Origin of the sequence: Klebsiella sp. C283 (genome assembly GCF_048822555.1) — a bacterium.
Classification (GTDB): domain Bacteria; phylum Pseudomonadota; class Gammaproteobacteria; order Enterobacterales; family Enterobacteriaceae; genus Klebsiella; species Klebsiella quasipneumoniae.
Genome location: NZ_JBMEZS010000004.1, coordinates 44,417 through 68,654 on the forward strand (window position 1 = coordinate 44,417; position 24,238 = coordinate 68,654).

Below are 24,238 nucleotides of genomic sequence, written 5' to 3' on the forward strand. Positions count from 1 at the left end.
AAAATAATGAACTCTGTTAATACAACGCTATGATTTAATAATCTTTTCTCTATTTGTAAGTAAAGTAGCCAAGGCGAAATTATTTAAAGCCAGATGACTGTGATGGCTATCACCTTTTAAATATTAGGGGATCGTTAGATTGGCAGCACAACAACCCGATAATATATGTCAGGACATTTTATGCCTTCACTGCTCTTGCAATCTCTTTTCCCGTTGGTATTTATCATGCTGCTCGGATGGCTTAGCGGTAAACTCGGCTATACCCGCCGTGAGGACGCCTCCGTTCTTGCCACGGTGGTTATCCGCTTTGCCCTTCCTTTTCATCTTTTTATCGGCGCATTACATACCAGCCCGGATAAAATAAAAAACTTCACCTTTATGGCGGTGCTGGTTATTGGTCTGATGGGGTCGTATTTTCTTACGCTACTGATCTCGCGCTACGTTTTTCGTCATGATATTAAAACCAGCGCGATTCAGTCGCTGGTTTGCGCCTTCCCCGATATGGCCTACTTTGGCGCCCCCGTGCTGGCGGTGCTGATAGGTCCGGAGGGCTTTCTCGGGGTGCTTATCGGAAACCTGGTGACCAGCGTGTTGATGATCCCTCTGACCATCATCCTGATCCGCATGGGAGACCAGCCCGGAGACGCTGAGGCTCCCCAGCTCCACGCCAAGCAGTTGATCCTGCAAAACCTACTTAACGCCGTGCGAAATCCCATTGTCTGGATCCCCATTTCCGGGGTGCTGCTCAGCCTGGCCGGGATCCAGCTACCGCCTCTGCTCAGCGTCCCCGTCGAAATGGTGGGTAAAATCGCCGGCGGTCTGTCACTGTTCGCCCTTGGGCTGCTGTTTTACGGTGAACGTCCGACAGTCAATATTCAAACCTGCACCAACATTAGTATTAAAAACCTGATCCAGCCGGCCATGATGGCGCTGGCCGGGCTGGCCTTTGGGCTCAGTCATTCCCTGATGCAACAGGTTATTATCATTGGCGCCACGCCTTCCGCTATCGCGGCGGGGATGTTTGCCCTGCGCAGCGATACCTATATTGAACCCGCCTCATCTTCTATTTTGCTGGGCACCGCCATCGGCGTGGTCACCGAAGGCGTCATGATTTATCTCATTTCGTAATCACAGAAATAAAACACCAAGACATCAGGCAATGTTTTAATTTGATATTCAGGAGTCATGTAATGTTAGCCACAGAAACCTTATACACCCCCTATAACGGTGCTGTCCTGCTGGAAAACCCGTTATTAAATAAAGGCCTCGCGTTTACGGAAAGCGAACGCACAGCGTTTAATCTTCAGGGACTGTTACCGCACAATGTGGAAACCATTGAGGAACAAACCGAGCGCGCATGGGGTCAGTTTTGTCAGTTCAAAAAAAGCATTTCGCGCCATATTTATCTCAGAAATATTCAGGACACAAACGAGACGTTATTCTATAACCTGCTGCGCAGCCATATGAAAGAGACGCTGCCCATTATTTATACCCCGACGGTGGGTGAAGCGTGCGAACACTTTTCAGAAATATATCGCCGGGGACGCGGCCTGTTCATCTCCTGGCCCAACCGTCACCATATTGACGAGATGCTGCAGGGGTTTTCCCGCAACGATATCAAAGTCATCGTGGTAACCGATGGCGAGCGTATTCTGGGGCTGGGCGACCAGGGGATCGGCGGTATGGGGATCCCCATTGGCAAACTCTCGTTATATACCGCCTGCGGGGGCATTCACCCGGCATCAACGCTGCCCATTATGTTAGATGTCGGGACCAACAATCCGCAGCATCTGGAGGATCCGCTATATATGGGCTGGCGACATCCGCGCATCAGCGATGAGCAGTACCTGGAGTTTATGGACATGTTTGTTCATGCCATTCAGCAGCGCTGGCCGAATGTCTTGCTCCAGTTTGAAGATTTTGCCCAAAAGAATGCCACGCGACTGCTCAACCGCTATCGACACCAGCTGTGTTGTTTTAACGATGATATTCAGGGAACCGCCGCCGTGACCTCGGGAACCCTGATCGCCGCCGCTGCCGCCGCCGGGACGTCGCTCCGCGACCAGCGGGTGGTTTTCCTTGGCGGCGGTTCGGCCGGATGCGGCATTGCGGAAAAAATCATTGCGCTGATGGTGGATGATGGGCTCTCAGAAACGGAAGCACGTCGCCGCATCTTTATGGTTGACCGCTTTGGTCTGCTGACTGATGAGATGCCTAATCTGCTCAATTTTCAGCGCGAGCTGGTCACCCCCCGAGCCAGTATCGCCCACTGGGATACCGAGGCGGCCCAGCTGTCGCTGATGGATGTCGTACGCAACGTCCACCCTACCGTGCTGATCGGCGTGTCAGGCCAGCCGGGGCTGTTTAGCGAAGAGATAGTGAAAGAGATGCATCGGCACTGCCCGCGTCCGATTATTATGCCGCTCTCTAACCCCACCTCCCGAGCCGAGGCCCAGCCGAAGGATCTGCTGGAGTGGACCCGGGGTAGCGCGCTCATCGCCACCGGCAGCCCGTTCGACCCTGTCTTCTATGACGGCAAAACCTACGACATTGCCCAGTGCAACAACGCCTATATTTTCCCCGGTCTGGGGCTGGGGATCCTTGCCAGTAAAGCCGAGCGCGTCACCGAAGCAATGCTTATCACCTGCAGTAAAACGCTGGCCGCCCACTCGCCTCTGGCGACCCGCGAAACCGGCGGTTTACTGCCGCCGGTAGAAGAGATCGAGATGATCTCACGGGCTATTGCCGCAGAGGTCGCCCGCGCGGCTCAACTGGACGGCGTAGCGCCGCAGATTGACGAGGCGCAGCTGGCGGCGAATATCGATAAAACCTTCTGGCGAGCGCGCTACACCGCGTATAAACGTTCGTCATTGTGATCGCTCATCTCGCGGGAAGCCGGCTGGCTTCCCGCCACTCGGGGGAACCACCCATGTTCAATGTGCTGATTGTCGATGATGATCCTATGGTGGCCGAACTGAACCGGTTGTTTATCAGCCAGGTAGCTGATTTTCACTGCTGCGGAGTCGCGACGACGATCGCCGATGCCAACGCGATGCTGAGCCATCTGGCGCCGATCGATCTGCTGCTGCTGGATGTCTATATGCAACAGGAGAGCGGCCTGGACCTGCTGCCGGCGCTTCGCGCTGATGGGCGGAATATTGATGTCATCATGATGACGTCCGCCGCCGATGCGCTCACCGTGCAGACGGCGCTGCGCTATGGCGTGGTTGATTACCTGATTAAACCGTTTCAGTTTCCGCGCTTTGAGCAAGCCCTGCGAACCTGGCGCAATAAACGCGATGCGAAGCAAGCGAAATCCTGCTACGCCCAGGCGGATATCGACACCCTGCTACGCCGCGGGGTTCAACAACAGGACGGCCCCCGCCGCTTGCCGAAAGGGCTGACGCCGCAAACGCTTCGCCTGGTGTGCCGGTGGATAATCGCTCATCAGGCGCGAGATTTTTCAACCAATGAGCTGGCGGCGGCACTGCATATCTCCAGAGTTTCATGCCGCAAATACCTGATTTGGCTGGAACAGATCAACGTGCTATTCACCAGCAATCACTACGGTATCACCGGCCGACCGGAGTATCGTTACCGGCTTGCGGCTGAGAACATGATGTTGCTGACGCAATATAGCCAGTGAGCCGGGAATGCCCACTGGCGCGCCTGCAGACTACTTCTTAGGGTACAGCTCTTTGCGTTTGTAGGGCTCGATTTCACCCGGCTTGCGCGTCTTCAGCAGCTTCAGGATCCAAGTGTACTGCTCGGTGTGCGGCGTAACAAACACCTCCACCTCTTCGTTCATCCGCCGGGCGATCGTTGTATCGTCAGCGTCCAGCAGATCGTCCATCGGCGGGCGCACCAGCACCGTCAGGCGATGCGTTTTGCCATCGTAGACCGGGAACAGCGGAACGACGCGGGCGCGGCATACCTTCATTAAACGGCCAATCGCCGGCAGCGTGGCCTTATAGGTCGCGAAGAAATCCACAAACTCGCTGTGCTCGGCGCCGTGATCCTGATCGGGGAGATAGTAGCCCCAGTAACCCTGGCGCACCGACTGAATAAACGGTTTGATCCCGTCGTTGCGCGCGTGCATCCTTCCGCCAAAACGACGACGTACGGTATTCCACACGTAATCGAAGACCGGGTTACCCTGGTTGTGGAACATCGCCGCCATCTTCTGCCCGCCGGAGGCCATCAGCATCGCCGGGATATCCACGCCCCAAGCGTGCGGGACGAGGAAAATCACCTTTTCATTATTGCGCTGCAGCTCGTCGATGATCGCTTTACCCTGCCAGTCGACGCGGGCGAGAATTTTCTGCGGATCGCGCAGGCCCAGCTCGGCCATCATCACCATCGCCTGCGGCGCCGAGGCGTACATGGCGTCGATGATCGCTTCCCGCTCGTGCTCGCTTTTATCCGGGAAGCAATACAGCAAATTAATCTGCGCCCGGCGGCGCGAGCTTTTCGCCAGACGCCCGACCAGACGACCGAGTTTGCCGAGAAGCGGATCGCGAAAGGAAGGCGGCGTCAGCGCAATACCGGCGAAGGCAAAGACCCCCAGCCAGGCGCCCCAGTAGCGCGGCAGTAAAAAAGATTTTTCAAACTTAGGGATAAACTCAATATTATTTTTTTTCGTTTCCATGCCCAATCCGCAGATCGACTGCTTAATCAAGATAATGGGATAGTGTAGCGAGACGTTGGGTATCCTACAAAATAAAAAGCCGGCGCCCTGGGGCACCGGCTTTCCACTGACCGGTGGTTAGTCAAACCGCAGCTGCGGAACGACCTCTTTGACCTGCGCCAGATAATCGGTACGGTCGGAACCGCTCAGCCCTTCGGTACGCGGCAGTTTCGCCGTCAGCGGGTTGACCGCCTGCTGGTTGATCCACACTTCGTAGTGCAGGTGCGGCCCGGTAGAGCGTCCGGTATTCCCCGACAGCGCAATACGATCCCCGCGCTTCACTTTCTGCCCCGGCTTCACCAGCAGCTTACGCAGGTGCATGTAGCGAGTGGTATAGGTACGGCCGTGGCGGATGGCCACGTAATACCCGGCGGCGCCGCTACGCTTGGCCACCACCACTTCGCCATCACCCACCGCCAGCACCGGCGTTCCCTGCGGCATCGCGAAATCGACGCCACGGTGCGGCGCGACGCGCCCGGTGACCGGGTTCAGACGACGCGGGTTAAAGTTAGAGGAGACGCGGAACTGACGCGCCGTCGGGAAGCGCATAAAGCCTTTCGCCAGCCCCGTCCCGTTGCGGTCGTAGAATTTTCCGTCTTCGGCACGAATGGCAAAGTAGTCCTTTCCGTCAGAACGCAGGCGCACGCCAAGCAGCTGGCTTTGCTCGCGTTTGCCGTCAAGCATTTCGCGCGACATCAATACCGAGAACTCATCGCCTTTCTTCAGCTTACGGAAATCCATCTGCCACTGCATGGCCTTGATCACCGCGCTGATTTCCGTGCTGGTCAGCCCGGCATCGCGCGCGCTGGAGACAAAGCTGGCGCCGACGGTGCCTTTCAGCACGCTGTTGACCCAGTCGCCTTTCTGCAGCTCGCTGCTCATTTTAAAGCCGTTAGCCACGCGGGTGTAGGTGCGGGTTTCGCGGCGGGACATCTCCCAGGTCAGACTCTGCAGATCGCCGTCGGCGGTCAGGGTCCAGGAGAGCTGCTGGCCAATCTTCAGATTACGCAACTCTTTATCGGCGGAGGAGAGCTGGGCGATATCACCCATATCGATACCGTACTGGTTCAGGATGCTGCTGAGGGTATCGCCGGTCGACACCACGTATTCGTGCCCGCCGGCATCGCTATCGGCTTTTTCGTCGAGTTCATCCTGAGGAATGGCTTCTTCTTCCTGCGGGGCCTGGTCGATCGGCTCGGAGGCTTCCGGCAGCAGGGAGCGGATCTCGCTTTTTTCCAGTTCAATGGTTCTGACGATGGGGGCGGATTCCGGGTGGTAAATGTAGGGTCGCCAGACGGCGACCGCTAAGGTAAGAACGCTAAGCGACCCCAGCATGACGCGATGAGGTCGTGGCAGATTGTTAAATGCCTGAGTGACAGCGCGGGCTATCTGTTGCACGTATTCACTTCCTCGTTAATCTCCTTTCAGGCAGCCCGAATACTGATTCGCCAGCTGAGTGAGAAATTGCGGGTAACTCGCTTTACCCAGCTTAATTCCGCTACCCAGTGGATCCAGGGTCCCCATGCGCACAGACGTGCCCCGGGCAACAGCTTCGATAACCGCTGGCCTGAACTGTGGCTCAGCAAAAACGCAAGTGGCTTTCTGCTCAACCAGTTGTGTTCTGATTTCGTGTAAACGCTGCGCACCGGGCTGTATTTCAGGGTTGACGGTAAAATGCCCCAGCGAGGTCAAACCGTAGTGTTTTTCAAAGTAACCGTAGGCGTCATGAAAAACGAAATAGCCCTTTCCTTTCAGCGGTGCCAGCTCATTGCTAACCTGCTTGTCGGTCGCCGCCAGCGCGGCCTCGAACTGCTGCAGGTTGCTGTCGAGTTTGGCTCGACTCTGCGGCATAAGTTCCAATAATTTATCGTGGATTGCAACCGCCGAAAGCCGCGCTATCTCTGGGGATAACCACAGATGCATATTGTAGATACCGTGATGGTGATCGCCGTCACTTATTTCCGCTGCGCCATGGTCATGACCATGATGATCGTCATCGTCGTCAGCGCCGGTCATCAGCAGCGGTTTGACCCCATCCAGCTCTGCGATAGTCACCTTTTTATTCGCCGCAATGCTTTGCGTCGACTTATCCATAAAGGCTTCCATTTCCGGACCGATCCACACCACTAAGTCTGCGTTCTGTAAGCGTTTTACATCGGAAGGACGGAGAGAATAATCATGCTCGGAGGCGCCATCGGGCAGCAGCACCTGGGTGTCGGTAACCCCATCGGCGATAGCCGCCGCGATAAAGCCCAGCGGTTTCATGGAAGTCACCACGGCGGCACTGGCCTGCGGTACCTGTGCGAACAAAAAAACAGCGCCAAGTCCAGCGCAAAGAAGCGTATTTTTATGTAACATAATGCGTCTAGTCATCGAAACGAGTGAGTGTGATGTGATATTATAACATTCACTAGCTTGTGCAACCCCTAAATGATTATGACAAACCTTGTAACGCTGGAAAATGTCTCGGTGGCCTTTGGCCAACGCCGCGTGCTGTCTGACATCTCGCTGGCTCTCACGCCAGGCAAAATATTGACCCTGCTGGGCCCCAACGGCGCCGGCAAATCGACGCTTGTGCGGGTGGTTCTGGGGCTGGTAGCACCGACAGAGGGTGTTATCAAGCGCGAAGAACGCCTGCGGATCGGCTATGTGCCGCAGAAACTGCATCTCGACGCCACGCTGCCGCTGACCGTCAGCCGCTTCCTGCGTTTGCGTCCGGGCACCCGCAAAGACGACATCCTGCCGGCGCTGAAGCGCGTGCAGGCCGGGCATCTGATCGACGCTCCGATGCAAAAACTTTCCGGCGGAGAAACCCAGCGCGTGCTGCTGGCCCGCGCCCTGCTCAATCGCCCGCAGCTGCTGGTGCTGGATGAACCGACCCAGGGCGTCGACGTTAATGGCCAGGTTGCGCTCTACGATCTTATCGACCAGCTGCGCCATGAGCTGGACTGCGCGGTGCTGATGGTCTCCCACGACCTGCATCTGGTCATGGCCAAAACCGACGAGGTATTGTGCCTGAACCAGCATATCTGCTGCTCCGGCGCACCAGAGGTCGTCTCAATGCATCCGGAGTTTATCTCCATGTTCGGCCCACGCGGCGCGGAACAGCTGGGGATCTACCGCCATCACCATAATCACCGCCACGATCTTCAGGGGCGAATTGTACTGCGTCGGGGAAACAGCCGCTAATGATTGAACTTTTGTTACCTGGCTGGCTGGCCGGGATGATGCTGGCCTGCGCCGCTGGCCCGCTGGGCTCCTTTGTGGTCTGGCGCCGTATGTCCTATTTCGGCGACACGCTGGCGCATGCCTCGCTGCTCGGCGTCGCTTTCGGTTTACTGCTGAACGTCAATCCGTTTTATGCGGTGATCGCCGTCACCCTGCTGCTGGCCGGCGGGCTGGTATGGCTGGAAAAACGGCCGCATCTGGCGATCGATACCCTGCTGGGCATCATGGCGCACAGCGCGCTCTCCCTGGGGCTGGTGGTGGTCAGTCTGATGTCTAACGTCCGCGTCGATCTGATGGCGTACCTGTTCGGCGATCTGCTGGCGGTCACCCCGCAGGACCTGATCGCCATTGCCATTGGCGTGGTGATTGTGATTGGCATTCTGCTCTGGCAGTGGCGGAATCTGCTGGCGATGACCATCAGTCCGGACCTGGCGTTTGTCGATGGCGTGAAGCTGCAGCGGGTCAAGCTGCTGTTGATGCTGGTCACCGCCCTGACTATCGGCGTGGCGATGAAGTTCGTCGGGGCGCTGATCATCACTTCCCTGCTGATTATCCCGGCCGCCACCGCCCGCCGTTTTGCCCGCACGCCGGAGCAGATGGCCGCCGTGGCGGTGGGCGTGGGCATGCTGGCCGTCACCGGCGGGTTAACCTTCTCGGCTTTCTACGACACGCCGGCCGGTCCATCGGTGGTGCTGTGCGCCGCGGTGCTGTTTATTCTCAGCATGACGAAAAAAGCCGCCAGCTAAAAATGAAAAACCCGGTCGCGCTGCTGACCGGGTCTCCCGATGAACGACACATCCGTAGCGAACTACGGCATCTCCGGCGGCGTAATCCCGAAATGATTCCAGGCGCGCACCGTCGCCATTCTTCCCCGCGGCGTACGCTGCAGAAAACCCTGCTGAATTAAGTAGGGCTCCAGCACATCTTCAATGGTTTCCCGCTCTTCGCCAATCGCGGCGGCGAGGTTATCCAGCCCCACCGGTCCGCCGAAGAACTTATCTATCACCGCCAGCAGCAGCTTGCGGTCCATATAGTCGAACCCTTCCGCATCGACGTTGAGCATATCCAGCGCCTGGGCGGCAATGTCGGCGGAGATAGTGCCGTCGTGGCGCACTTCCGCGAAGTCACGCACCCTACGCAGCAGACGGTTGGCAATACGCGGCGTGCCGCGTGAACGGCGGGCCACTTCCAGCGCGCCCTCGTCGCTCATCTCCAGCCCCATATGGCGGGCGCTGCGGCTGACAATATGCTGCAGATCGGGGATCTGATAGAACTCCAGACGCTGCACGATGCCAAAGCGGTCGCGCAGCGGCGAAGTCAATGAACCGGCCCGGGTGGTGGCGCCGATCAGGGTAAACGGCGGCAGGTCGATTTTAATCGAGCGCGCCGCCGGACCTTCGCCAATCATGATATCCAGCTGGTAATCTTCCATTGCCGGATAGAGCACCTCTTCCACCACCGGCGAGAGGCGATGGATCTCATCGATAAACAGCACATCGTGCGGTTCAAGGTTGGTGAGCATCGCGGCGAGATCGCCCGCTTTCTCCAGCACCGGGCCGGAGGTGGTACGCAGATTCACCCCCATTTCATTGGCGACGATATTGGCCAGGGTGGTTTTCCCCAACCCTGGCGGGCCAAAAATCAGCAGGTGATCGAGGGCGTCGCCGCGCAGCTTCGCCGCCTGGATAAAGATCTCCATCTGCGAACGCACCTGCGGCTGGCCGACATACTCTGCCAGCAATTTTGGGCGGATGGCGCGGTCAGCGGCCTCTTCGAAGCCGCTGCTGTCTGCCGATACCAGCCGGTCTGCTTCAATCATCCCTTACCTCACAACGCGGCGCGCAGCGCTTCGCGGATTAGCGTTTCACTGTTGGCGTCCGGACGCGCGATCTTGCTGACCATCCGGCTGGCCTCCTGCGGTTTATAGCCCAGCGCGACCAGCGCGGCAACCGCTTCCTGCTCGGCATCGTCCGCCGTCGGGCCTGCCGGTGAGGTCAGTACCAGATCGGCGGCCGGGGTGAACAGATCGCCGTGCAGTCCTTTGAAGCGGTCTTTCATCTCAACGATCAGGCGTTCAGCGGTTTTTTTGCCAATCCCCGGCAGCTTCACCAGCGAGGCGACCTCTTCCCGCTCAACGGCGTTGACGAACTGCTGCGCCGACATGCCGGAGAGGATCGCCAGCGCCAGCTTTGGCCCTACGCCGTTGGTTTTGATCAGTTCTTTAAACAGGGTACGCTCCTGTTTGTTGTTAAACCCATACAGCAGCTGGGCATCTTCACGCACCACAAAGTGGGTGAAGACAATCGCCTCCTGCCCGGCCTCCGGCAGCTCATAGAAGCAGGTCATTGGCATGTGCACTTCATAGCCGACGCCCGCCGTTTCCAGCAACACCAGCGGGGGTTGTTTTTCGAGAATGATGCCTCTGAGTCTGCCTATCACGTGGGGCTCCTGCGTTATGGTCTAAGTATCTGGCGGTATCATAAAAAAAGGCTGGATAGATATCCAGCCTGATTTGCGATTATCGTAAGCGCCCTCGCGCCAGATTGAGCCGGGTCTCGCTGATCTGCGCGGCATTCTGGCTGACATGGCAATGGGTGATGGCGATCGCCAGCGCATCCGCCGCATCCGCCTGCGGATTGGCAGGCAGCTTGAGCAGGGTGCGCACCATGTGCTGGACCTGACTCTTTTCAGCGCTGCCGATGCCGACAACCGTCTGCTTAACCTGGCGGGCGGCATATTCAAACACCGGTAACGACTGATTGGTCGCCGCCACGATCGCCACCCCGCGCGCCTGCCCGAGCTTTAACGCCGAGTCGGCATTCTTGGCCATAAAGACCTGCTCAATGGCGAAAAAGTCAGGCTGGAACTGGGTGATGATCTCCGTCACTCCGGCGTAGATCAGCTTCAGCCGCGACGGCAAATCGTCCACTTTGGTGCGGATACAGCCGCTGCCAAGGTAGCTCAGCTGCCGGCCAACCTGACGAATCACGCCATAACCGGTAACGCGCGACCCCGGGTCAATGCCGAGAATAATAGCCATCACGCGCCTCCGGTTAACCGTGGATGCGACTGCATCACAGGGTGGCTGCGACCTCGTCGGAGATCTCGCCGTTATGGTACACTTCCTGCACGTCGTCGCAGTCTTCGAGCATATCGATCAGACGCAGCAGCTTCGGCGCCGTCTCGGCATCCATATCCGCTTTGGTGGACGGGATCATCGAGACTTCGGCAGCGTCGGCTTTCAGGCCAGCGGCTTCCAGCGCGTCGCGCACGGCGCCCATCTCTTCCCAGGCGGTGTAGACGTCGATCGCGCCGTCGTCATAGGTCACCACGTCTTCAGCGCCAGCTTCCAGCGCCGCTTCCATGATGGTGTCTTCATCGCCTTTCTCGAAGGAGATGACGCCTTTTTTGCTGAACAGGTAGGAGACGGAACCGTCGGTGCCGAGGTTACCACCGGTTTTAGTGAAGGCGTGACGCACTTCCGCAACGGTACGGTTACGGTTGTCGGACAGACATTCCACCATCACCGCGGTGCCGCCAGGGCCATAGCCTTCATAAATGATGGTTTCCATGTTCGCGTCTTCATCGCCGCCGACGCCGCGCGCGATGGCGCGGTTCAGGGTGTCGCGGGTCATGTTGTTAGACAGCGCTTTATCCACCGCCGCACGCAGACGCGGGTTGGACGCCGGATCGCCGCCGCCCAGACGCGCTGCGGTAACCAGTTCGCGAATGATTTTCGTAAAGATTTTACCGCGCTTGGCATCCTGTGCCGCTTTGCGGTGTTTGGTGTTGGCCCATTTACTATGACCTGCCATAAAAAACTCTCCAAAAAGCGCGCCCTTTCAGGCGGCGTTAATTACAAATTCTTCAATCGCCTGCCGGTTGCTCCACGACTTGGTTAGCGCAGCGGCTTCCGTCGCGCTGACCCAGCGGTAGGCCAGATGTTCGGTAAAGGTAATTTCCCGCTCATGAGGCAGCGCAAGACAGAACCAAAATTCCGTATTACGCTCCACTCCCGGCGCATAGCGATGACGCAAATGAGAAAATATCTCGAACTCCACCGTGCGCTGACAGTCGATTAAGGTCAGTTGCTCGCAGGCAACGTCAATGGCGACCTCTTCCTTTACTTCACGCGCGGCGGCCTGCAGCGCGGTCTCTCCTGCTTCCAGGCTGCCGGTGACCGACTGCCAGAACGCGGGATCGTCGCGCCGCTGCAACATCAGCACCCGTTTGGTATCTTCGGCGTAAATCACCACCAGCACCGAAACGGGCAGCTTAAATGACATATTACTTGTTCTCCAGAGACGCTTTTGCCTCTTTCTCCACAACCTGAATACCCAGTTCACTGAGCGCCGCCGGATTGGCGAAGCTTGGCGCTTCGGTCATCAGGCAGGCGGCCGCGGTGGTTTTCGGGAAAGCGATAACGTCGCGGATGTTATCGGTGCCGGTCAGCAGCATGGTCAGACGGTCAAGACCGAACGCCAGGCCCGCATGCGGCGGGGTACCGTATTTCAGCGCATCGAGCAGGAAGCCGAATTTCTCACGCTGTTCCTGTTCGTTAATGCCCAAAATACCAAATACCGTCTGCTGCATGTCGCCGCGGTGGATACGCACCGAACCGCCGCCAACTTCATAACCGTTAATGACCATATCGTAGGCGTTGGCCACGGCCTCTTCCGGCGCGGCTTTCAGCTCGTCCGCCGTCATATCTTTCGGCGAGGTGAACGGATGGTGCATCGCCGTCAGGCCGCCTTCGCCGTCGTCTTCGAACATCGGGAAGTCGATCACCCACAGCGGCGCCCACTTGCTCTCGTCAGTCAGGCTCAGATCTTTGCCCAGCTTCAGACGCAGCGCGCCCAGCGCGTCGGCCACCACTTTCTTGTTGTCGGCGCCGAAGAAGATCATGTCTCCGTCCTGCGCGCCGGTGCGGTCGAGGATCGCTTCCACGATTTCAGCGGTCAGGAATTTGGCCACCGGGCTGTTGATCCCGTCCATGCCTTTGGCACGTTCGGTCACTTTAATATAGGCCAGCCCTTTCGCGCCGTAGATCTTGACGAAGTTGCCGTATTCGTCAATCAGCTTGCGGGTCAGAGAAGCCCCGCCCGGCACGCGCAGCGCCGCCACGCGCCCTTTCGGATCGTTGGCCGGGCCGGCAAAGACCGCGAACTCCACTGATTTCAGCAGGTCGGCGACGTCCACCAGCTCCATCGGGTTACGCAGGTCCGGTTTATCGGAGCCGTAGCGACGTTCGGCTTCGGCGAAGGTCATGATCGGGAAATCGCCCAGATCGACGCCTTTAATCTCCAGCCACAGCTGACGCACCATCGCTTCCATGATCTCACGCACCTGCGGCGCGGTCATAAAGGAGGTTTCCACGTCGATCTGGGTAAATTCAGGCTGACGGTCGGCACGCAGGTCTTCATCGCGGAAGCATTTGACGATCTGATAGTAGCGGTCGAAGCCGGACATCATCAGCAGCTGTTTGAACAGCTGCGGCGACTGCGGCAGCGCGTAGAATTTGCCTTTATGCACGCGGGAAGGCACGAGGTAATCGCGGGCGCCTTCCGGGGTGGCTTTGGTCAGCATCGGGGTTTCGATGTCGAGGAAGCCATGGTCATCCATAAAGCGGCGCACAAAGCTGGTGATTTTCGCGCGGGTTTTCAGACGCTGCGCCATTTCCGGACGACGCAGGTCGAGGTAGCGGTATTTCAGACGCGCTTCTTCGGTGTTGACGTGATTGGAGTCCAGCGGCAGCGATTCTGAGCGGTTAATGATCGTCAGATCGGAAGCCAGCACTTCGATAGCGCCGGTGGCCATGTCCGCGTTGATGTTTTTCTCTTCACGCGCGCGAACGGTGCCAGTGACCTGAATGCAGAACTCATTACGCAGTTCAGAGGCTAACTTCAACGCATCCGCACGATCCGGATCGAAAAACACCTGAACGATGCCTTCGCGGTCGCGCATATCGATAAAAATGAGGCTACCGAGATCGCGACGGCGGTTGACCCAACCACACAGAGTCACCTGCTGCCCAACGTGGGACTGTCGAAGCTGTCCGCAATATTCTGTACGCATGAGATATCCCTTAACTTAGCCGTCGGCGGATTGTCGTCTGCCCTGCAGGCGACGAGGTCGCAGCTTTAGCTGATGTCACAACTGAATGAAAAAAGGCGGCTATTATACTGGAAATTCTGTCGTTCGATAAGTCCGACGCACGATGTACGCTGCTTTGCTGCGCGCTTAACGTCCACACTCACATAAATTAACAAAATTTGTTACCCTTTTGCTGAAGCCGCAAAGGTATTGTAGCCGCCTGACAACAGATGAAGATACGGGGATACCATGTTAGAACTCAATGCGAAAAACACGGCGCTGGTGGTGATCGATCTGCAGGAAGGCATTTTGCCTTTTGCCGGCGGCCCACATCGGGCTGACGAGGTGGTGGCGCGCGCCGCCCGCCTGGCAGACAAGTGCCGACAACAGGGTTCGCCGGTCATCATGGTCCGCGTCGGCTGGTCGGCCGATTTCGCCGAAGCGCTGAAACAGCCTGTCGACGCGCAGGCCGGGGCGCATACGCTGCCTGAGAACTGGTGGACCTATCCGGCCACGCTGGGTAAGCAGGAGAGCGATATCGAAGTGACCAAACGCCAGTGGGGCGCGTTCTATGGCACCGACCTTGAGCTTCAGCTGCGTCGCCGCGGTATCGACACCATTATTCTCTGCGGCATCGCCACCAACATCGGCGTCGAATCCACCGCCCGCAACGCCTGGGAGCTGGGTTTTAACCTGGTCATTGCCGAAGATGCCTGCAGCGCCGCCTCCGCCGAGCAGCATCAGGGCAGCATGACGCATATTTTCCCGCGCATCGGCCGCGTGCGCAGCACCGAGGAGATCCTCGCCGCGTTATGATTTATATTGGGCTTCCCCAGTGGTCGCACCCGAAATGGGTGCGCCTTGGCATCACCAGCCTTGAAGAGTACGCCCGCCACTTCAATTGCGTCGAGGGCAACACCACCCTGTATGCGCTACCGAAGCCGGAGATTGTCGCCCGCTGGTACGAGCAGACCCACGATGACTTCCGCTTCTGCTTTAAATTTCCGGCGACTATCTCGCACCAGTCCGCCCTGCGCCACTGCGACGATTTAAGCCGTGAATTCTTCACCCGCCTGGCGCCGCTGGCCTCGCGCATCGGCCAGTACTGGCTGCAACTGCCGGCGACCTTCGGCCCTCGCGATCTCCCGGCGCTATGGCATTTTCTCGACGCACTGCCGAAGGATTTCACCTACGGCGTCGAAGTTCGTCACCCCGAGTTCTTCGCCAAAGGGGAAGCGGAACAGCAGCTCAACCGCGGGCTGCACCAGCGCAACGTCAACCGCGTGATCCTCGACAGCCGCCCGGTCCATAGCGCCGCGGCCACCAGTCCGGCGATGATCGACGCGCAACAAAAGAAACCGAAGGTGCCGGTGCATGCGGTGATGACCGCCCGGCAGCCAATGGTGCGCTTTATCGGCGGCGACGATATGGTCCATAACCGGGAACTGTTTCGCGTCTGGCTGCAGACGCTGCCGAAATGGCATCAGTCAGGGACGCCGTGGCTGTTTCTGCATACTCCCGATATTGCCTACGCGCCGACGCTGGTAGATACCCTGTGGGGCGATCTGCGCGCCGCCCTGCCGGCGGCAGGAAATGCGCCGTCGATTCCGCAGCAATCTTCTCTTTTCTGATATCCTGCTATCATATCCGGAGCCATCTGCCAGAGTTAAAGGGAGTTTTCGTATGGTCAGCGCGCTGTATGCCGTTTTAGGTGCGTTATTGTTAGTGAAGTTCTCATTTGACGTGGTGCGTTTGCGCACCCAATACCATGTAGGCTACGGCGACGGCGGCTTCAGCGAGCTGCAGGTCGCCATCCGCGTTCACGGCAATGCCGTCGAATATGTGCCGATTGGCCTCATTTTACTGTTATTTATGGAGATGAACGGCGCCCAGACCTGGATGGTGCACGTTTGCGGCATTTTATTGATCGTCGGACGACTGATGCACTCCTGGGGTTTTCATCACCGCGTCTACCACTGGCGCCGCTCCGGCATGAGCGCCACCTGGTGCGCGTTGTTGCTGATGGTGCTGGCCAATCTCTGGTATATGCCCTGGGAGTTGGTTTTCTCCCTCCGTTAGCGCACAATACGCCGTTTTCGTTTTTTCGGGTTTAACGTTATGTCTCACCGCGATACGCTTTTTTCCGCGCCGATTGCCAGCCTCGGCGACTGGACCTTTGATGAACGGGTTGCTGAAGTCTTCCCCGATATGATCCAGCGTTCTGTGCCTGGCTACTCCAATATCATCTCGATGATCGGCATGCTGGCCGAGCGCTTCGTTCAGCCCCACACCCAGGTTTACGATCTTGGCTGTTCGCTGGGCGCCGCCACCCTCTCCGTGCGCCGCAATATTAGCCATCCGGGATGTCGCATTATCGCCATCGACAACTCCCCGGCGATGGTGGAGCGCTGCCGTCGCCATATTGACGCCTATAAAGCGCCGACGCCGGTCGAGGTGATTGAAGGGGATATCCGCGATGTGGCCATTGAAAACGCCTCGCTGGTGATCCTGAACTTTACCATTCAGTTCCTTGAGCCGGGCGATCGTCAGGCGATCCTGAATAAAGTCTATCAGGGGCTGAATCCCGGCGGCGCGCTGGTGCTCTCGGAGAAATTCAGCTTCGAAGACGCCCACGTCGGTGAGCTGCTGTTCAATATGCATCATGACTTTAAGCGCGCGAACGGCTACAGCGAGCTGGAGATTAGCCAGAAACGCAGCATGCTGGAAAACGTGATGCTGACCGACTCTGTGGAAACCCATAAAAAACGCCTGCGTCAGGCGGGGTTCGAACATGCTGAACTGTGGTTCCAGTGCTTTAACTTTGGCTCGCTGGTGGCAGTAAAATCCGGGGAGCAGGCATGATCGACTTCAGTAACTTTTATCAGCTGATCGCCAAAAGCCCGCTGTCTCACTGGCTGGAGACGCTGCCTGCCCAGGTAGCCGCCTGGCAGCGCGAGGCCCTGCACGGCAAGTTTCGCGAATGGGAGCGCGCCGTTGAGTTTCTTCCGGAATTAACGCCCTGGCGTCTGGACCTCCTGCACAGCGTCACCGCCGAAAGCGAAACGCCGCTCAGCGAAGGTCATCGGCTTCGGGTAGAAAACCTGCTTAAAAACCTGATGCCATGGCGCAAAGGCCCTTATTCGCTGTACGGCATCAACATCGATACCGAATGGCGCTCCGACTGGAAATGGGAGCGCGTCCTGCCGCATCTGTCCGATCTTAGCGGACGGACCATCCTCGACGTGGGCTGCGGCAGCGGCTATCACATGTGGCGGATGATCGGCGCGGGCGCGCATCTGGCGGTCGGCATCGATCCCACCCAGCTGTTCCTGTGCCAGTTTGAAGCGGTGCGTAAGCTGCTTGGCAACGACCAGCGGGCGCATCTCCTGCCGCTGGGCATCGAGCAGCTCCCGGCGCTGGAGGCCTTTGACACCGTGTTCTCGATGGGCGTGCTCTACCATCGCCGCTCACCGCTGGACCACCTGTGGCAGCTGAAAGATCAGCTGGCGCCGGGTGGCGAGCTGGTACTGGAGACGCTGGTGGTCGAAGGCGATGAAAATACGGTGCTGGTTCCGGGCGACCGCTATGCGCAGATGCGCAACGTCTATTTTATTCCCTCAGCGGCGGCCCTGAAAATGTGGCTGGAGAAGTGCGGGTTTATCGATGTGCGCATCGTCGACGCCTGCGTCACCTCGACGGAAGAGCAGCGGCGCACCGAATGGATGACCAGCGAATCGCTGGCCGATTTCCTCGACCCACAGGATCAGCGCAAAACCGTGGAAGGCTATCCGGCGCCGCTGCGCGCGGTGATTATCGCCACCAAACCGGAAACGCAGCAGTCGCTGGCGAAGAAAGCGAGATAAAAAAAGGCCCCTGTTTAATGGGCAGGGGCCTGGTACGGGCAATCATCATATTGGGCGACATGATGTGCAGCAAAAACCGTTTAACTTCTGTCAGCGGAAATTATCTTTTTCATCTCCGCCACCGCTGCGCCATTGACGGCGTAGCGTCTGTATTCGTCCGCATCGGGATCGGCTGACATCGAAACGCCTGGATGACGAAAGCGCATTTCCGATGGCAACCACTGGCCTGCAGAGCTATGAACCTCTTTCACCCCCGCCTGCAGAAACAGCGGCAGGTTCGCGGCGCGCACTCCCGCACCGGCCATAATGATTGGAGTATCCCCTGCGGCAATAAGTTCCGTAATTAATGAAATACCTTTCTCCGCCGAGGATTGCTGACCGGAAGTCAGGATACGTTTAACCCCCAGCTCACCCAGCGTCTCCCAGGCCTGACGCGGGTCGGCGCACAGATCGAACGCGCGATGAAAGGTCACCGCCAGCGGCCCGGCCGCGGCCATTATTTTTTTCATCCGCGGGATATCGACCTGACCATCGGCATTCAGCACGCCGGTCACCAGCCCGGGAAAGCCGAGCTCCCGCACCATGCGGATATCGCCAAGCATCGCGGCGAACTCCTCTTCGGTGTAGCAGAAATCGCCGCCGCGCGGGCGGATAATCGGATGCACCGGGAGGGTAATCGCCTCGCGGACCGAGACCAGCACCCCGTAAGAGGGTGTTAGTCCCCCTTCCTGCGGCGCGGCGCAGAGTTCAATACGATCGGCGCCGCAGCGCTCAGCCTCCCGGGCGCACGCCATGCTGTAACAACAAACTTCCAGTACCGCCATTGCTCACTCCCTGATCCAGACAACCTTCTCAGCATGTCATGATTTCACGCGGCAGACGCCGCGCGGCTTCACACTGTTACGTATCGGCTTGCTCGCTGGCGACGATTTGTTCAATAGACCATGGGTGAAATTTGACCGTCACGCTGCCGTCGGTGACCGCCAGGGTGGGATTCGGCAGACGCTCATGTTCCCCTTTCGGCGAGCTGGTTTTGACGACGATCCCCGGCTGGCTGAGTCCGTCATCGGCCAGCAGCGCCAGAGCGCGGGCATTTAAGGTAGCCGGATCGCCGGGCAGGACAATTTCGATATGCTCCCAGCCTTCATGGGGATAACGCTTTTCACCCGGCCACGGCAGCTCAACGATATGAAAGCGCCAGTGCGCCACGCAGACCGGCTCCGCCAGTTTAAACAGGCAGATAGGCCGACCGTTGATCATATTCTCCGACAGCAGGGTTCCGCACTGCGCCAGCCCACTGCGCCAGCGCTCCGCGGTGGCGTTCTGATGACAGCGCAGGGAGATATGGTCGGCGTCGAGTCCGCCGATCTCCAGTCCCAGTCGCGCAGCGAAGCGCTGTAGCGCATCGGAAAATCGCGGGAGATCCGCCGTAATATCGGCCAGTTGTTCAATCTGCTGCCAGTTCGCCATGGGTTTGCTCGTCACTTATGTTCATCATTAATAAAAAGGCTAATCTACCGTGTTTTAGGCCGCGGACCAACCGTCACCCTGCCGCTGCGTGACCGACCGACGATGGATTGCCCATGCCGCCGGGCCGCGCGCGATGCTGACGGACGGGGACAAATGCAGTATACTCCCGCCCTAATTTGTCCACATTCCGGCGCCGCCTCCCTCGGGGGCTGGCGCATTACACGTAAGGTATTCCGGTGAATATTCAGGCTCTTCTCTCAGAAAAAGTCAGCCAGGCCCTGATCGCGGCAGGCGCGCCTGCCGATTGCGAACCTCAGGTCCGCCAGTCAGCAAAAGTTCAGTTCGGTGACTATCAGGCCAACGGCGTGATGGCTGTCGCCAAAAAGCTGGGCATGGCGCCGCGACAACTTGCAGAGCAGGTACTGTCTCATCTTGACCTCAACGGCATTGCCAGCAAGGTTGAAATCGCCGGGCCGGGCTTTATCAATATTTTCCTCGACCCCGCGTTCCTGGCGGACAACGTCAACCGCGCGCTGCAGTCAGAACGCCTGGGCGTCGCCACGCCGCAGGTACAGACCATCGTCGTCGACTACTCGGCGCCAAACGTGGCGAAAGAGATGCACGTCGGCCATCTGCGTTCGACCATCATTGGCGATGCCTCGGTCCGTACCCTGGAGTTCCTGGGCCATAAGGTGATCCGCGCCAACCACGTCGGCGACTGGGGCACCCAGTTCGGCATGCTGATCGCGTATCTGGAAAAACAGCAGCAGGAAAACGCCGGCGAGATGGCCCTGGCCGACCTCGAAGGTTTTTATCGCGAAGCGAAAAAACACTACGACGAAGACGAAGCCTTCGCCGAGCGCGCGCGCAGCTACGTGGTTAAGCTGCAGGGCGGCGATGAGTACTTCCTGCAGATGTGGCGTAAGCTGGTGGACATCACCATGTCGCAGAACCAGATCACCTACGATCGCCTGAATGTGACGCTGACCCGCGATGACGTGATGGGCGAAAGCCTGTACAACCCGATGCTGCCGGGGATCGTCGCCGATCTGAAAGCCAAAGGGCTGGCCGTCGAGAGCGAAGGCGCCACCGTGGTGTTCCTTGATGAGTATAAAAACAAGGAAGGCGAACCGATGGGCGTCATCATCCAGAAAAAGGATGGCGGCTACCTCTATACCACCACCGATATCGCCTGTGCGAAGTATCGCTATGAAACACTGCACGCCGACCGAGTGCTCTACTACATCGACTCCCGTCAGCACCAGCACTTGATGCAGGCGTGGACCATCGTGCGTAAAGCAGGCTATGTGCCGGACTCCGTGCCGCTGGAACACCATATGTTCGGCATGATGCTGGGTAAAGACGGCAAGCCGTTTAAAACCCGCGCCGGCGGCACCGTGAAGCTGGCGGATCTGCTGGACGAAGCGCTGGAGCGCGCACGTCGCCTGGTGTCCGAGAAGAACCCGGAGATGTCCGCTGATGAGCTGGAAAATCTGGCGAAAGTGGTGGGTATCGGCGCGGTGAAATACGCCGACCTGTCGAAAAACCGCACCACCGACTACGTTTTCGACTGGGATAATATGCTGGCGTTCGAAGGCAACACCGCGCCGTATATGCAGTATGCCTATACCCGCGTGCTCTCCGTGTTCCGCAAAGCCGGCATTGACGAAAACGCCCTCACCGACGCGCCGGTGGTGATTGCGGAAGATCGCGAAGCCCAGCTGGCCGCGCGCCTGCTGCAGTTTGAAGAGACCCTCTCCGTGGTCGCTCGCGAAGGGACGCCGCACGTGATGTGCGCCTACCTCTACGATCTGGCGGGCCTGTTCTCCGGTTTCTACGAGCACTGCCCGATCCTCAGCGCGGAAAGCGAAGCGACCCGCAACAGCCGCCTGAAGCTGGCGCTGCTGACGGCGAAAACCCTCAAGCTGGGTCTTGATACCCTCGGTATTGAAACCGTCGAGCGTATGTAAAACCAACCCGGCGAAAGCCGGGTTAGTTTTTTCAGGCGCCGCGCCTGCGGGGTCTCCTGCTCAGAAATATTTGCGCAGATACTCGGTCAGACAGAGGATCGCCATCGCCTGGCCGTAGGGCATCGAGGTGAGCGGGATCTGGCGATAGAAATCGAGGTCTGACCCCATTCCTGTGCCAAAGGAAGTCTGCAGCAGTTCCCCCTGCGGCGAAATATTCTGCACAATTCCGCGAATCGCTTTTTCAGCCACCCCGGCATAGTGCTGCCCGACATATCGCTTGCGCACCGCTTTGAGTATGCCGTAGGCAAAGCCGGCGGTCGCCGAGGCCTCTGGATAAGAGTGCGGGTCGTCCAGCAGGGTATGCCACAGGCCGCTGTCGTCCTGACATTTCGCTAAGGCGGCAATTTGCGCGTTCAGCACCTCGGTCAGATAGCGCCGTACCGCATTCCCTTCCGGGAGATCCACTAACTCAAGAAAATCCGGGATCACCATAGTGAGCCAGCTGTTGCCCCGCGCCCAGCGCGCCCGGGCAAAATTATGCCGACCGTCATAGCTCCAGCCGTGAAACCACAGCCCGGTTTCCCGGTCCATCAGGTTCTGCACGTGGAGCAGGAACTGATAGGTCGCCTCCTCCACATACTGCGGACGGTGAAGCAGCTTGCCAATTTTGGCTAACGGCAACACGGTCATCATCAGGGTGTCATCCCACATTTGCTGGTGGTTTTCTTCCGCCAGGGTGATGTGCTGCATGCCGCCCTGCTCGGTACGCGGCATCTCATACATTGCCCACTCCGCCCAGCTCTCCAGCCACGGCAGATACGCCTTACATCCGGTCTCTTCAAAGCGACAGGCCAGGGTCAGGAACGGCGCCATGGTGTTGACGTTTTTGGTCGTTGCCCCCTCGGCGAAACGGTCGGCAAACCAGCGGTCAATGATATCGCGCATCTCGAGATCGCCGGTTTGCTGATAATACTGATAGATGCCATACAGCCCGACGCCGTGGGTCCACTCCCAGCCGGCCCAGCCTTTGGTATCAATAACGCGCCCGTCATCCAGGCGCAGTAAAAATTGCCCGCTCTCATCCTTAATATTCACCAGGTTTTGCGTCACGTTGCGGATGAGCGCCTGCAGTTCGCTACGGGCGATAAAACGCTCAGGCTGACAGAGTAATGGGCTATGTTTGACCGGCCAAACTTTCATGTTGTTAACCTCGGGTATATGTCGAATTCAAAGCGCCGCCCTGGGTGAGCGCCGGGGCAGCAGGTTTATGACGATTCAGGTAGCCAATATTGTTATTTCCCCACAGGCAGTCGTAGGGCATCCCCGCCAGCATCTCGACGACCGCGCGGTGTTCCGCACTGGTCAGTTCCGGCTGGGCGTGACCGCTTTCGCGCATTCTTAGGGTTTCGCTGCGCAGGACTCTGTGGGTATGCAGATTGAGTTTGAAGCGCAGCGAAACGAGGAAGCCGCAGGCTAAGACCACCAGCGTGCCGACGCTGAGGATCAGCAAAATGGTATGGCTGACCCCTTCAGGCTGTATTTTTTGCCCGGAGACAAACCCCGACAGCTGCATGATGATGCCCACCAGCATCACCGCCCCCGCCTGCGAGGCTTTGCGGGTCAGCGTCATGATGCCGGCAAAAATCCCCTCCCGGCGCTGGCCGGTGATCGCTTCGTCGACGTCGGCAATATAGGTGTAGGTATTCCACGGTACGTAGTTAATCCCGCCGCGTCCCAGTCCGGCGACAGCAGAGATGAGCAGCAATAACGAATAGACGTCGCTCAGTCCGGCGTAATAGAGCAGCGCATAGGAGAGCGAGCTCAGGCCAAAGAGGACCACCACCATGCGGTACGACGGCGCGGGGCCAAAGCGAATGCACAGCGGGATCATGGCGATCACGGCGATAAACTGGAAAATCGCCATCGTCCCCAGCAGATTCGAGGCGACAGAGGCCTCCTGCATCAGAACAAAGACCACGTAATAGGTGAACACGGCATTGAAGACGTCCTGGGCGATATAGCCCCCCAGATACATGCCGAGGTGCTGGCGGAAAATTTTTATCCGCAGCGTGGAGCTCAGCTCAATCACCAGGCGATTGAGGCTCTGGGCGAGGGTTAAGTTCTGTTTTTCCGCTTCCGCCCGCAGCGCCGCCTCTGACCAGGCCTCACGCGGACGCTCCCAGGTGAAACACCAGACGAAGGTCAGCATCACCGCGCACAGGACCGAGAACACCAGACTGGCATAAAAGAACGAGCTGGCATTGTCTTTGCCGAGCCAGGTAAGGAGGATCCCCGGCAGAAAGGAGGCTAAAATCGCCGACATTTGCGCCATTGAGATGCGCGCGCCGGAGAATTTGGTTTTCTGTTTAAAGTCATCGGTCATCTCCGGCACCAGCGTCTCGTAGGGCACCAGAATCATGGTGTAGACCATATCAAACAGCAGATAGGTGAGCAGGTAGTACCAGAAGCCCATCTCGCCAACCCACATCGCCGAGTAGCTGAATACGCACGGGATGCCGAGCAGAATAAAGAATTTTCTGCGGCCGAAGCGCTTGCCGAGCCAGGTGGTGCCGAAGTTATCGGTGAGAAAGCCCATCAGCGGGCTCACCACCGCATCCAGTACGCGGGCGGAAGCGAATATCAGCGTGGCTTCTATCGGAGAGAGTCCGCAGAAGGTGGTGTAAAAGTAGAGCAGCCATGCGGCGGTTAGCGCCGTGGTGCCGGCGCCGAGAAAATCGCCCGCGCCGTAGGCCAGGTAGTTAGCCAGTCCAATCTTTCGTGTTTTCATCGCCGTGATCCTGTGTCTTTTTTTAAGAGAACGCCGACAATCTTTCCGGATTTGCCACCGGAAGGGAGTGGGTACCTGGCTACACTAAAAGCAGCGAAACGACGTTACCTTTGTGCTTTTGCCACGCAACCGCCGCCGG

At 58.2% G+C, this 24,238-nt stretch carries 24 protein-coding genes; 11 read left to right on the forward strand and 13 right to left on the reverse strand.

From position 1 onward, the window contains the following. Positions 1-180 precede the first annotated feature (180 nt). The 3 genes from ACOI7Z_RS08440 (at position 181) to dcuR (ending at position 3,646) form a co-directional block, all read left to right on the forward strand. Positions 181-1,128, forward strand: a complete 948-nt coding sequence (locus ACOI7Z_RS08440; RefSeq protein WP_087849344.1) for an AEC family transporter — start codon at positions 181-183, stop codon at positions 1,126-1,128. A 62-nt stretch (positions 1,129-1,190) separates the two neighbouring features. Then, on the forward strand, positions 1,191-2,876 hold the full coding sequence (locus ACOI7Z_RS08445) for an NAD-dependent malic enzyme (protein WP_065881155.1): 1,686 nt from the start codon (positions 1,191-1,193) through the stop codon (positions 2,874-2,876). 53 nt (positions 2,877-2,929) lie between these two features. Next, positions 2,930-3,646, forward strand: a complete 717-nt coding sequence (gene dcuR, locus ACOI7Z_RS08450; protein ID WP_087849345.1) for a two-component system response regulator DcuR — start codon at positions 2,930-2,932, stop codon at positions 3,644-3,646. A 30-nt stretch (positions 3,647-3,676) separates the two neighbouring features. On the opposite strand, the gene lpxM is transcribed toward dcuR, so the two are convergent. The 3 genes from lpxM to znuA all read right to left on the reverse strand — a co-directional run bounded on the left by lpxM (position 3,677) and on the right by znuA (position 7,045). Further along, a complete protein-coding gene (gene lpxM, locus ACOI7Z_RS08455) occupies positions 3,677-4,648 on the reverse strand; it encodes a lauroyl-Kdo(2)-lipid IV(A) myristoyltransferase (RefSeq protein ID WP_044523984.1) in 972 nt (323 codons plus the stop codon). 117 nt (positions 4,649-4,765) lie between these two features. Then, the gene (gene mepM / locus ACOI7Z_RS08460; RefSeq protein WP_023290249.1) at positions 4,766-6,085 is read right to left on the reverse strand and encodes a murein DD-endopeptidase MepM; all 1,320 of its coding nucleotides are present in this window, start codon (positions 6,083-6,085) and stop codon (positions 4,766-4,768) included. A gap of 15 nt (positions 6,086-6,100) precedes the next feature. Further along, entirely contained in the window at positions 6,101-7,045 is a 945-nt protein-coding gene (znuA, locus tag ACOI7Z_RS08465; RefSeq protein WP_087849346.1) for a zinc ABC transporter substrate-binding protein ZnuA, read from the reverse strand. 111 nt (positions 7,046-7,156) lie between these two features. Here znuA and znuC point away from each other — a divergent pair, with 111 nt between their 5' ends. Further along, positions 7,157-7,876, forward strand: coding sequence for a zinc ABC transporter ATP-binding protein ZnuC (gene znuC, locus ACOI7Z_RS08470; protein WP_228958578.1), 720 nt, complete (start codon positions 7,157-7,159; stop codon positions 7,874-7,876). Next, entirely contained in the window at positions 7,876-8,661 is a 786-nt protein-coding gene (gene znuB / locus ACOI7Z_RS08475; RefSeq protein ID WP_004212745.1) for a zinc ABC transporter permease subunit ZnuB, read from the forward strand. The genes znuC and znuB overlap by 1 nt, the downstream gene beginning before the upstream one ends. Before the next feature lie 62 nt (positions 8,662-8,723). On the opposite strand, the gene ruvB is transcribed toward znuB, so the two are convergent. From ruvB to aspS, 6 genes are all read right to left on the reverse strand, one after another. Continuing rightward, positions 8,724-9,734, reverse strand: a complete 1,011-nt coding sequence (gene ruvB / locus ACOI7Z_RS08480; protein WP_004148860.1) for a Holliday junction branch migration DNA helicase RuvB — start codon at positions 9,732-9,734, stop codon at positions 8,724-8,726. A gap of 8 nt (positions 9,735-9,742) precedes the next feature. Beyond that, a complete protein-coding gene (ruvA, locus tag ACOI7Z_RS08485) occupies positions 9,743-10,354 on the reverse strand; it encodes a Holliday junction branch migration protein RuvA (RefSeq protein ID WP_002911454.1) in 612 nt (203 codons plus the stop codon). Between the two features lie 79 nt (positions 10,355-10,433). Then, on the reverse strand, positions 10,434-10,955 hold the full coding sequence (gene ruvC, locus ACOI7Z_RS08490) for a crossover junction endodeoxyribonuclease RuvC (RefSeq protein WP_004203412.1): 522 nt from the start codon (positions 10,953-10,955) through the stop codon (positions 10,434-10,436). A gap of 34 nt (positions 10,956-10,989) precedes the next feature. Next, on the reverse strand, positions 10,990-11,730 hold the full coding sequence (locus ACOI7Z_RS08495; RefSeq protein ID WP_002911459.1) for a YebC/PmpR family DNA-binding transcriptional regulator: 741 nt from the start codon (positions 11,728-11,730) through the stop codon (positions 10,990-10,992). Positions 11,731-11,757: 27 nt separating this feature from the next. Then, positions 11,758-12,201, reverse strand: coding sequence for a dihydroneopterin triphosphate diphosphatase (gene nudB, locus ACOI7Z_RS08500; RefSeq protein WP_002911477.1), 444 nt, complete (start codon positions 12,199-12,201; stop codon positions 11,758-11,760). Between the two features lies 1 nt (position 12,202). Beyond that, positions 12,203-13,990, reverse strand: coding sequence for an aspartate--tRNA ligase (gene aspS / locus ACOI7Z_RS08505; protein ID WP_023290254.1), 1,788 nt, complete (start codon positions 13,988-13,990; stop codon positions 12,203-12,205). A gap of 267 nt (positions 13,991-14,257) precedes the next feature. Here aspS and ACOI7Z_RS08510 point away from each other — a divergent pair, with 267 nt between their 5' ends. From ACOI7Z_RS08510 to cmoB, 5 genes are read left to right on the forward strand one after another with little or no spacing between them, the layout of a single operon-like run. Further along, positions 14,258-14,824: a hydrolase gene (locus ACOI7Z_RS08510; protein WP_032453393.1), complete on the forward strand. Its 567-nt coding sequence runs from the start codon at positions 14,258-14,260 to the stop codon at positions 14,822-14,824. Further along, the gene (locus ACOI7Z_RS08515) at positions 14,821-15,639 is read left to right on the forward strand and encodes a DUF72 domain-containing protein (protein WP_087849347.1); all 819 of its coding nucleotides are present in this window, start codon (positions 14,821-14,823) and stop codon (positions 15,637-15,639) included. The genes ACOI7Z_RS08510 and ACOI7Z_RS08515 overlap by 4 nt, the downstream gene beginning before the upstream one ends. Positions 15,640-15,691: 52 nt before the next feature. Beyond that, complete coding sequence (locus tag ACOI7Z_RS08520) at positions 15,692-16,087, forward strand: MAPEG family protein (RefSeq protein ID WP_008804243.1); 396 nt, start codon at positions 15,692-15,694, stop codon at positions 16,085-16,087. 39 nt (positions 16,088-16,126) lie between these two features. Further along, a complete protein-coding gene (cmoA, locus tag ACOI7Z_RS08525; protein WP_004203422.1) occupies positions 16,127-16,870 on the forward strand; it encodes a carboxy-S-adenosyl-L-methionine synthase CmoA in 744 nt (247 codons plus the stop codon). Then, entirely contained in the window at positions 16,867-17,871 is a 1,005-nt protein-coding gene (cmoB, locus tag ACOI7Z_RS08530; protein ID WP_023290258.1) for a tRNA 5-methoxyuridine(34)/uridine 5-oxyacetic acid(34) synthase CmoB, read from the forward strand. The genes cmoA and cmoB overlap by 4 nt, the downstream gene beginning before the upstream one ends. Before the next feature lie 80 nt (positions 17,872-17,951). On the opposite strand, the gene cutC is transcribed toward cmoB, so the two are convergent. Together cutC and ACOI7Z_RS08540 are read right to left on the reverse strand one after the other, a co-directional pair. After that, positions 17,952-18,695, reverse strand: coding sequence for a copper homeostasis protein CutC (gene cutC, locus ACOI7Z_RS08535; RefSeq protein ID WP_023290259.1), 744 nt, complete (start codon positions 18,693-18,695; stop codon positions 17,952-17,954). Positions 18,696-18,771: 76 nt separating this feature from the next. Beyond that, entirely contained in the window at positions 18,772-19,341 is a 570-nt protein-coding gene (locus ACOI7Z_RS08540; RefSeq protein ID WP_023290260.1) for a VOC family protein, read from the reverse strand. A 236-nt stretch (positions 19,342-19,577) separates the two neighbouring features. Here ACOI7Z_RS08540 and argS point away from each other — a divergent pair, with 236 nt between their 5' ends. Then, positions 19,578-21,311, forward strand: a complete 1,734-nt coding sequence (gene argS / locus ACOI7Z_RS08545) for an arginine--tRNA ligase (protein ID WP_087849348.1) — start codon at positions 19,578-19,580, stop codon at positions 21,309-21,311. Positions 21,312-21,371: 60 nt separating this feature from the next. Here argS and ACOI7Z_RS08550 read toward each other — a convergent pair whose 3' ends face one another. Next, positions 21,372-22,511 carry a glycoside hydrolase family 88/105 protein gene (locus tag ACOI7Z_RS08550; RefSeq protein WP_044523994.1) on the reverse strand — a complete coding sequence of 380 codons (1,140 nt, stop codon included), beginning with the start codon at positions 22,509-22,511 and terminating at the stop codon, positions 21,372-21,374. Between the two features lie 4 nt (positions 22,512-22,515). Beyond that, positions 22,516-24,099: an MFS transporter gene (locus ACOI7Z_RS08555; protein ID WP_087849349.1), complete on the reverse strand. Its 1,584-nt coding sequence runs from the start codon at positions 24,097-24,099 to the stop codon at positions 22,516-22,518. Positions 24,100-24,238: the final 139 nt, after the last annotated feature.

Coding starts and splice junctions, on each gene's coding strand:
- ACOI7Z_RS08440 (WP_087849344.1), top strand. CDS start 181: ATGCCTTCACTGCTCTTGCAATCTCTTTTCCCGTTGGTATTTATCATG.
- ACOI7Z_RS08445 (WP_065881155.1), top strand. CDS start 1,191: ATGTTAGCCACAGAAACCTTATACACCCCCTATAACGGTGCTGTCCTG.
- dcuR (WP_087849345.1), top strand. CDS start 2,930: ATGTTCAATGTGCTGATTGTCGATGATGATCCTATGGTGGCCGAACTG.
- lpxM (WP_044523984.1), bottom strand. CDS start 4,648: ATGGAAACGAAAAAAAATAATATTGAGTTTATCCCTAAGTTTGAAAAA.
- znuA (WP_087849346.1), bottom strand. CDS start 7,045: ATGTTACATAAAAATACGCTTCTTTGCGCTGGACTTGGCGCTGTTTTT.
- znuB (WP_004212745.1), top strand. CDS start 7,876: ATGATTGAACTTTTGTTACCTGGCTGGCTGGCCGGGATGATGCTGGCC.
- ruvB (WP_004148860.1), bottom strand. CDS start 9,734: ATGATTGAAGCAGACCGGCTGGTATCGGCAGACAGCAGCGGCTTCGAA.
- ruvC (WP_004203412.1), bottom strand. CDS start 10,955: ATGGCTATTATTCTCGGCATTGACCCGGGGTCGCGCGTTACCGGTTAT.
- ACOI7Z_RS08495 (WP_002911459.1), bottom strand. CDS start 11,730: ATGGCAGGTCATAGTAAATGGGCCAACACCAAACACCGCAAAGCGGCA.
- nudB (WP_002911477.1), bottom strand. CDS start 12,201: ATGTCATTTAAGCTGCCCGTTTCGGTGCTGGTGGTGATTTACGCCGAA.
- aspS (WP_023290254.1), bottom strand. CDS start 13,990: ATGCGTACAGAATATTGCGGACAGCTTCGACAGTCCCACGTTGGGCAG.
- ACOI7Z_RS08510 (WP_032453393.1), top strand. CDS start 14,258: ATGTTAGAACTCAATGCGAAAAACACGGCGCTGGTGGTGATCGATCTG.
- ACOI7Z_RS08515 (WP_087849347.1), top strand. CDS start 14,821: ATGATTTATATTGGGCTTCCCCAGTGGTCGCACCCGAAATGGGTGCGC.
- ACOI7Z_RS08520 (WP_008804243.1), top strand. CDS start 15,692: ATGGTCAGCGCGCTGTATGCCGTTTTAGGTGCGTTATTGTTAGTGAAG.
- cmoA (WP_004203422.1), top strand. CDS start 16,127: ATGTCTCACCGCGATACGCTTTTTTCCGCGCCGATTGCCAGCCTCGGC.
- cmoB (WP_023290258.1), top strand. CDS start 16,867: ATGATCGACTTCAGTAACTTTTATCAGCTGATCGCCAAAAGCCCGCTG.
- cutC (WP_023290259.1), bottom strand. CDS start 18,695: ATGGCGGTACTGGAAGTTTGTTGTTACAGCATGGCGTGCGCCCGGGAG.
- ACOI7Z_RS08540 (WP_023290260.1), bottom strand. CDS start 19,341: ATGGCGAACTGGCAGCAGATTGAACAACTGGCCGATATTACGGCGGAT.
- ACOI7Z_RS08550 (WP_044523994.1), bottom strand. CDS start 22,511: ATGAAAGTTTGGCCGGTCAAACATAGCCCATTACTCTGTCAGCCTGAG.
- ACOI7Z_RS08555 (WP_087849349.1), bottom strand. CDS start 24,099: ATGAAAACACGAAAGATTGGACTGGCTAACTACCTGGCCTACGGCGCG.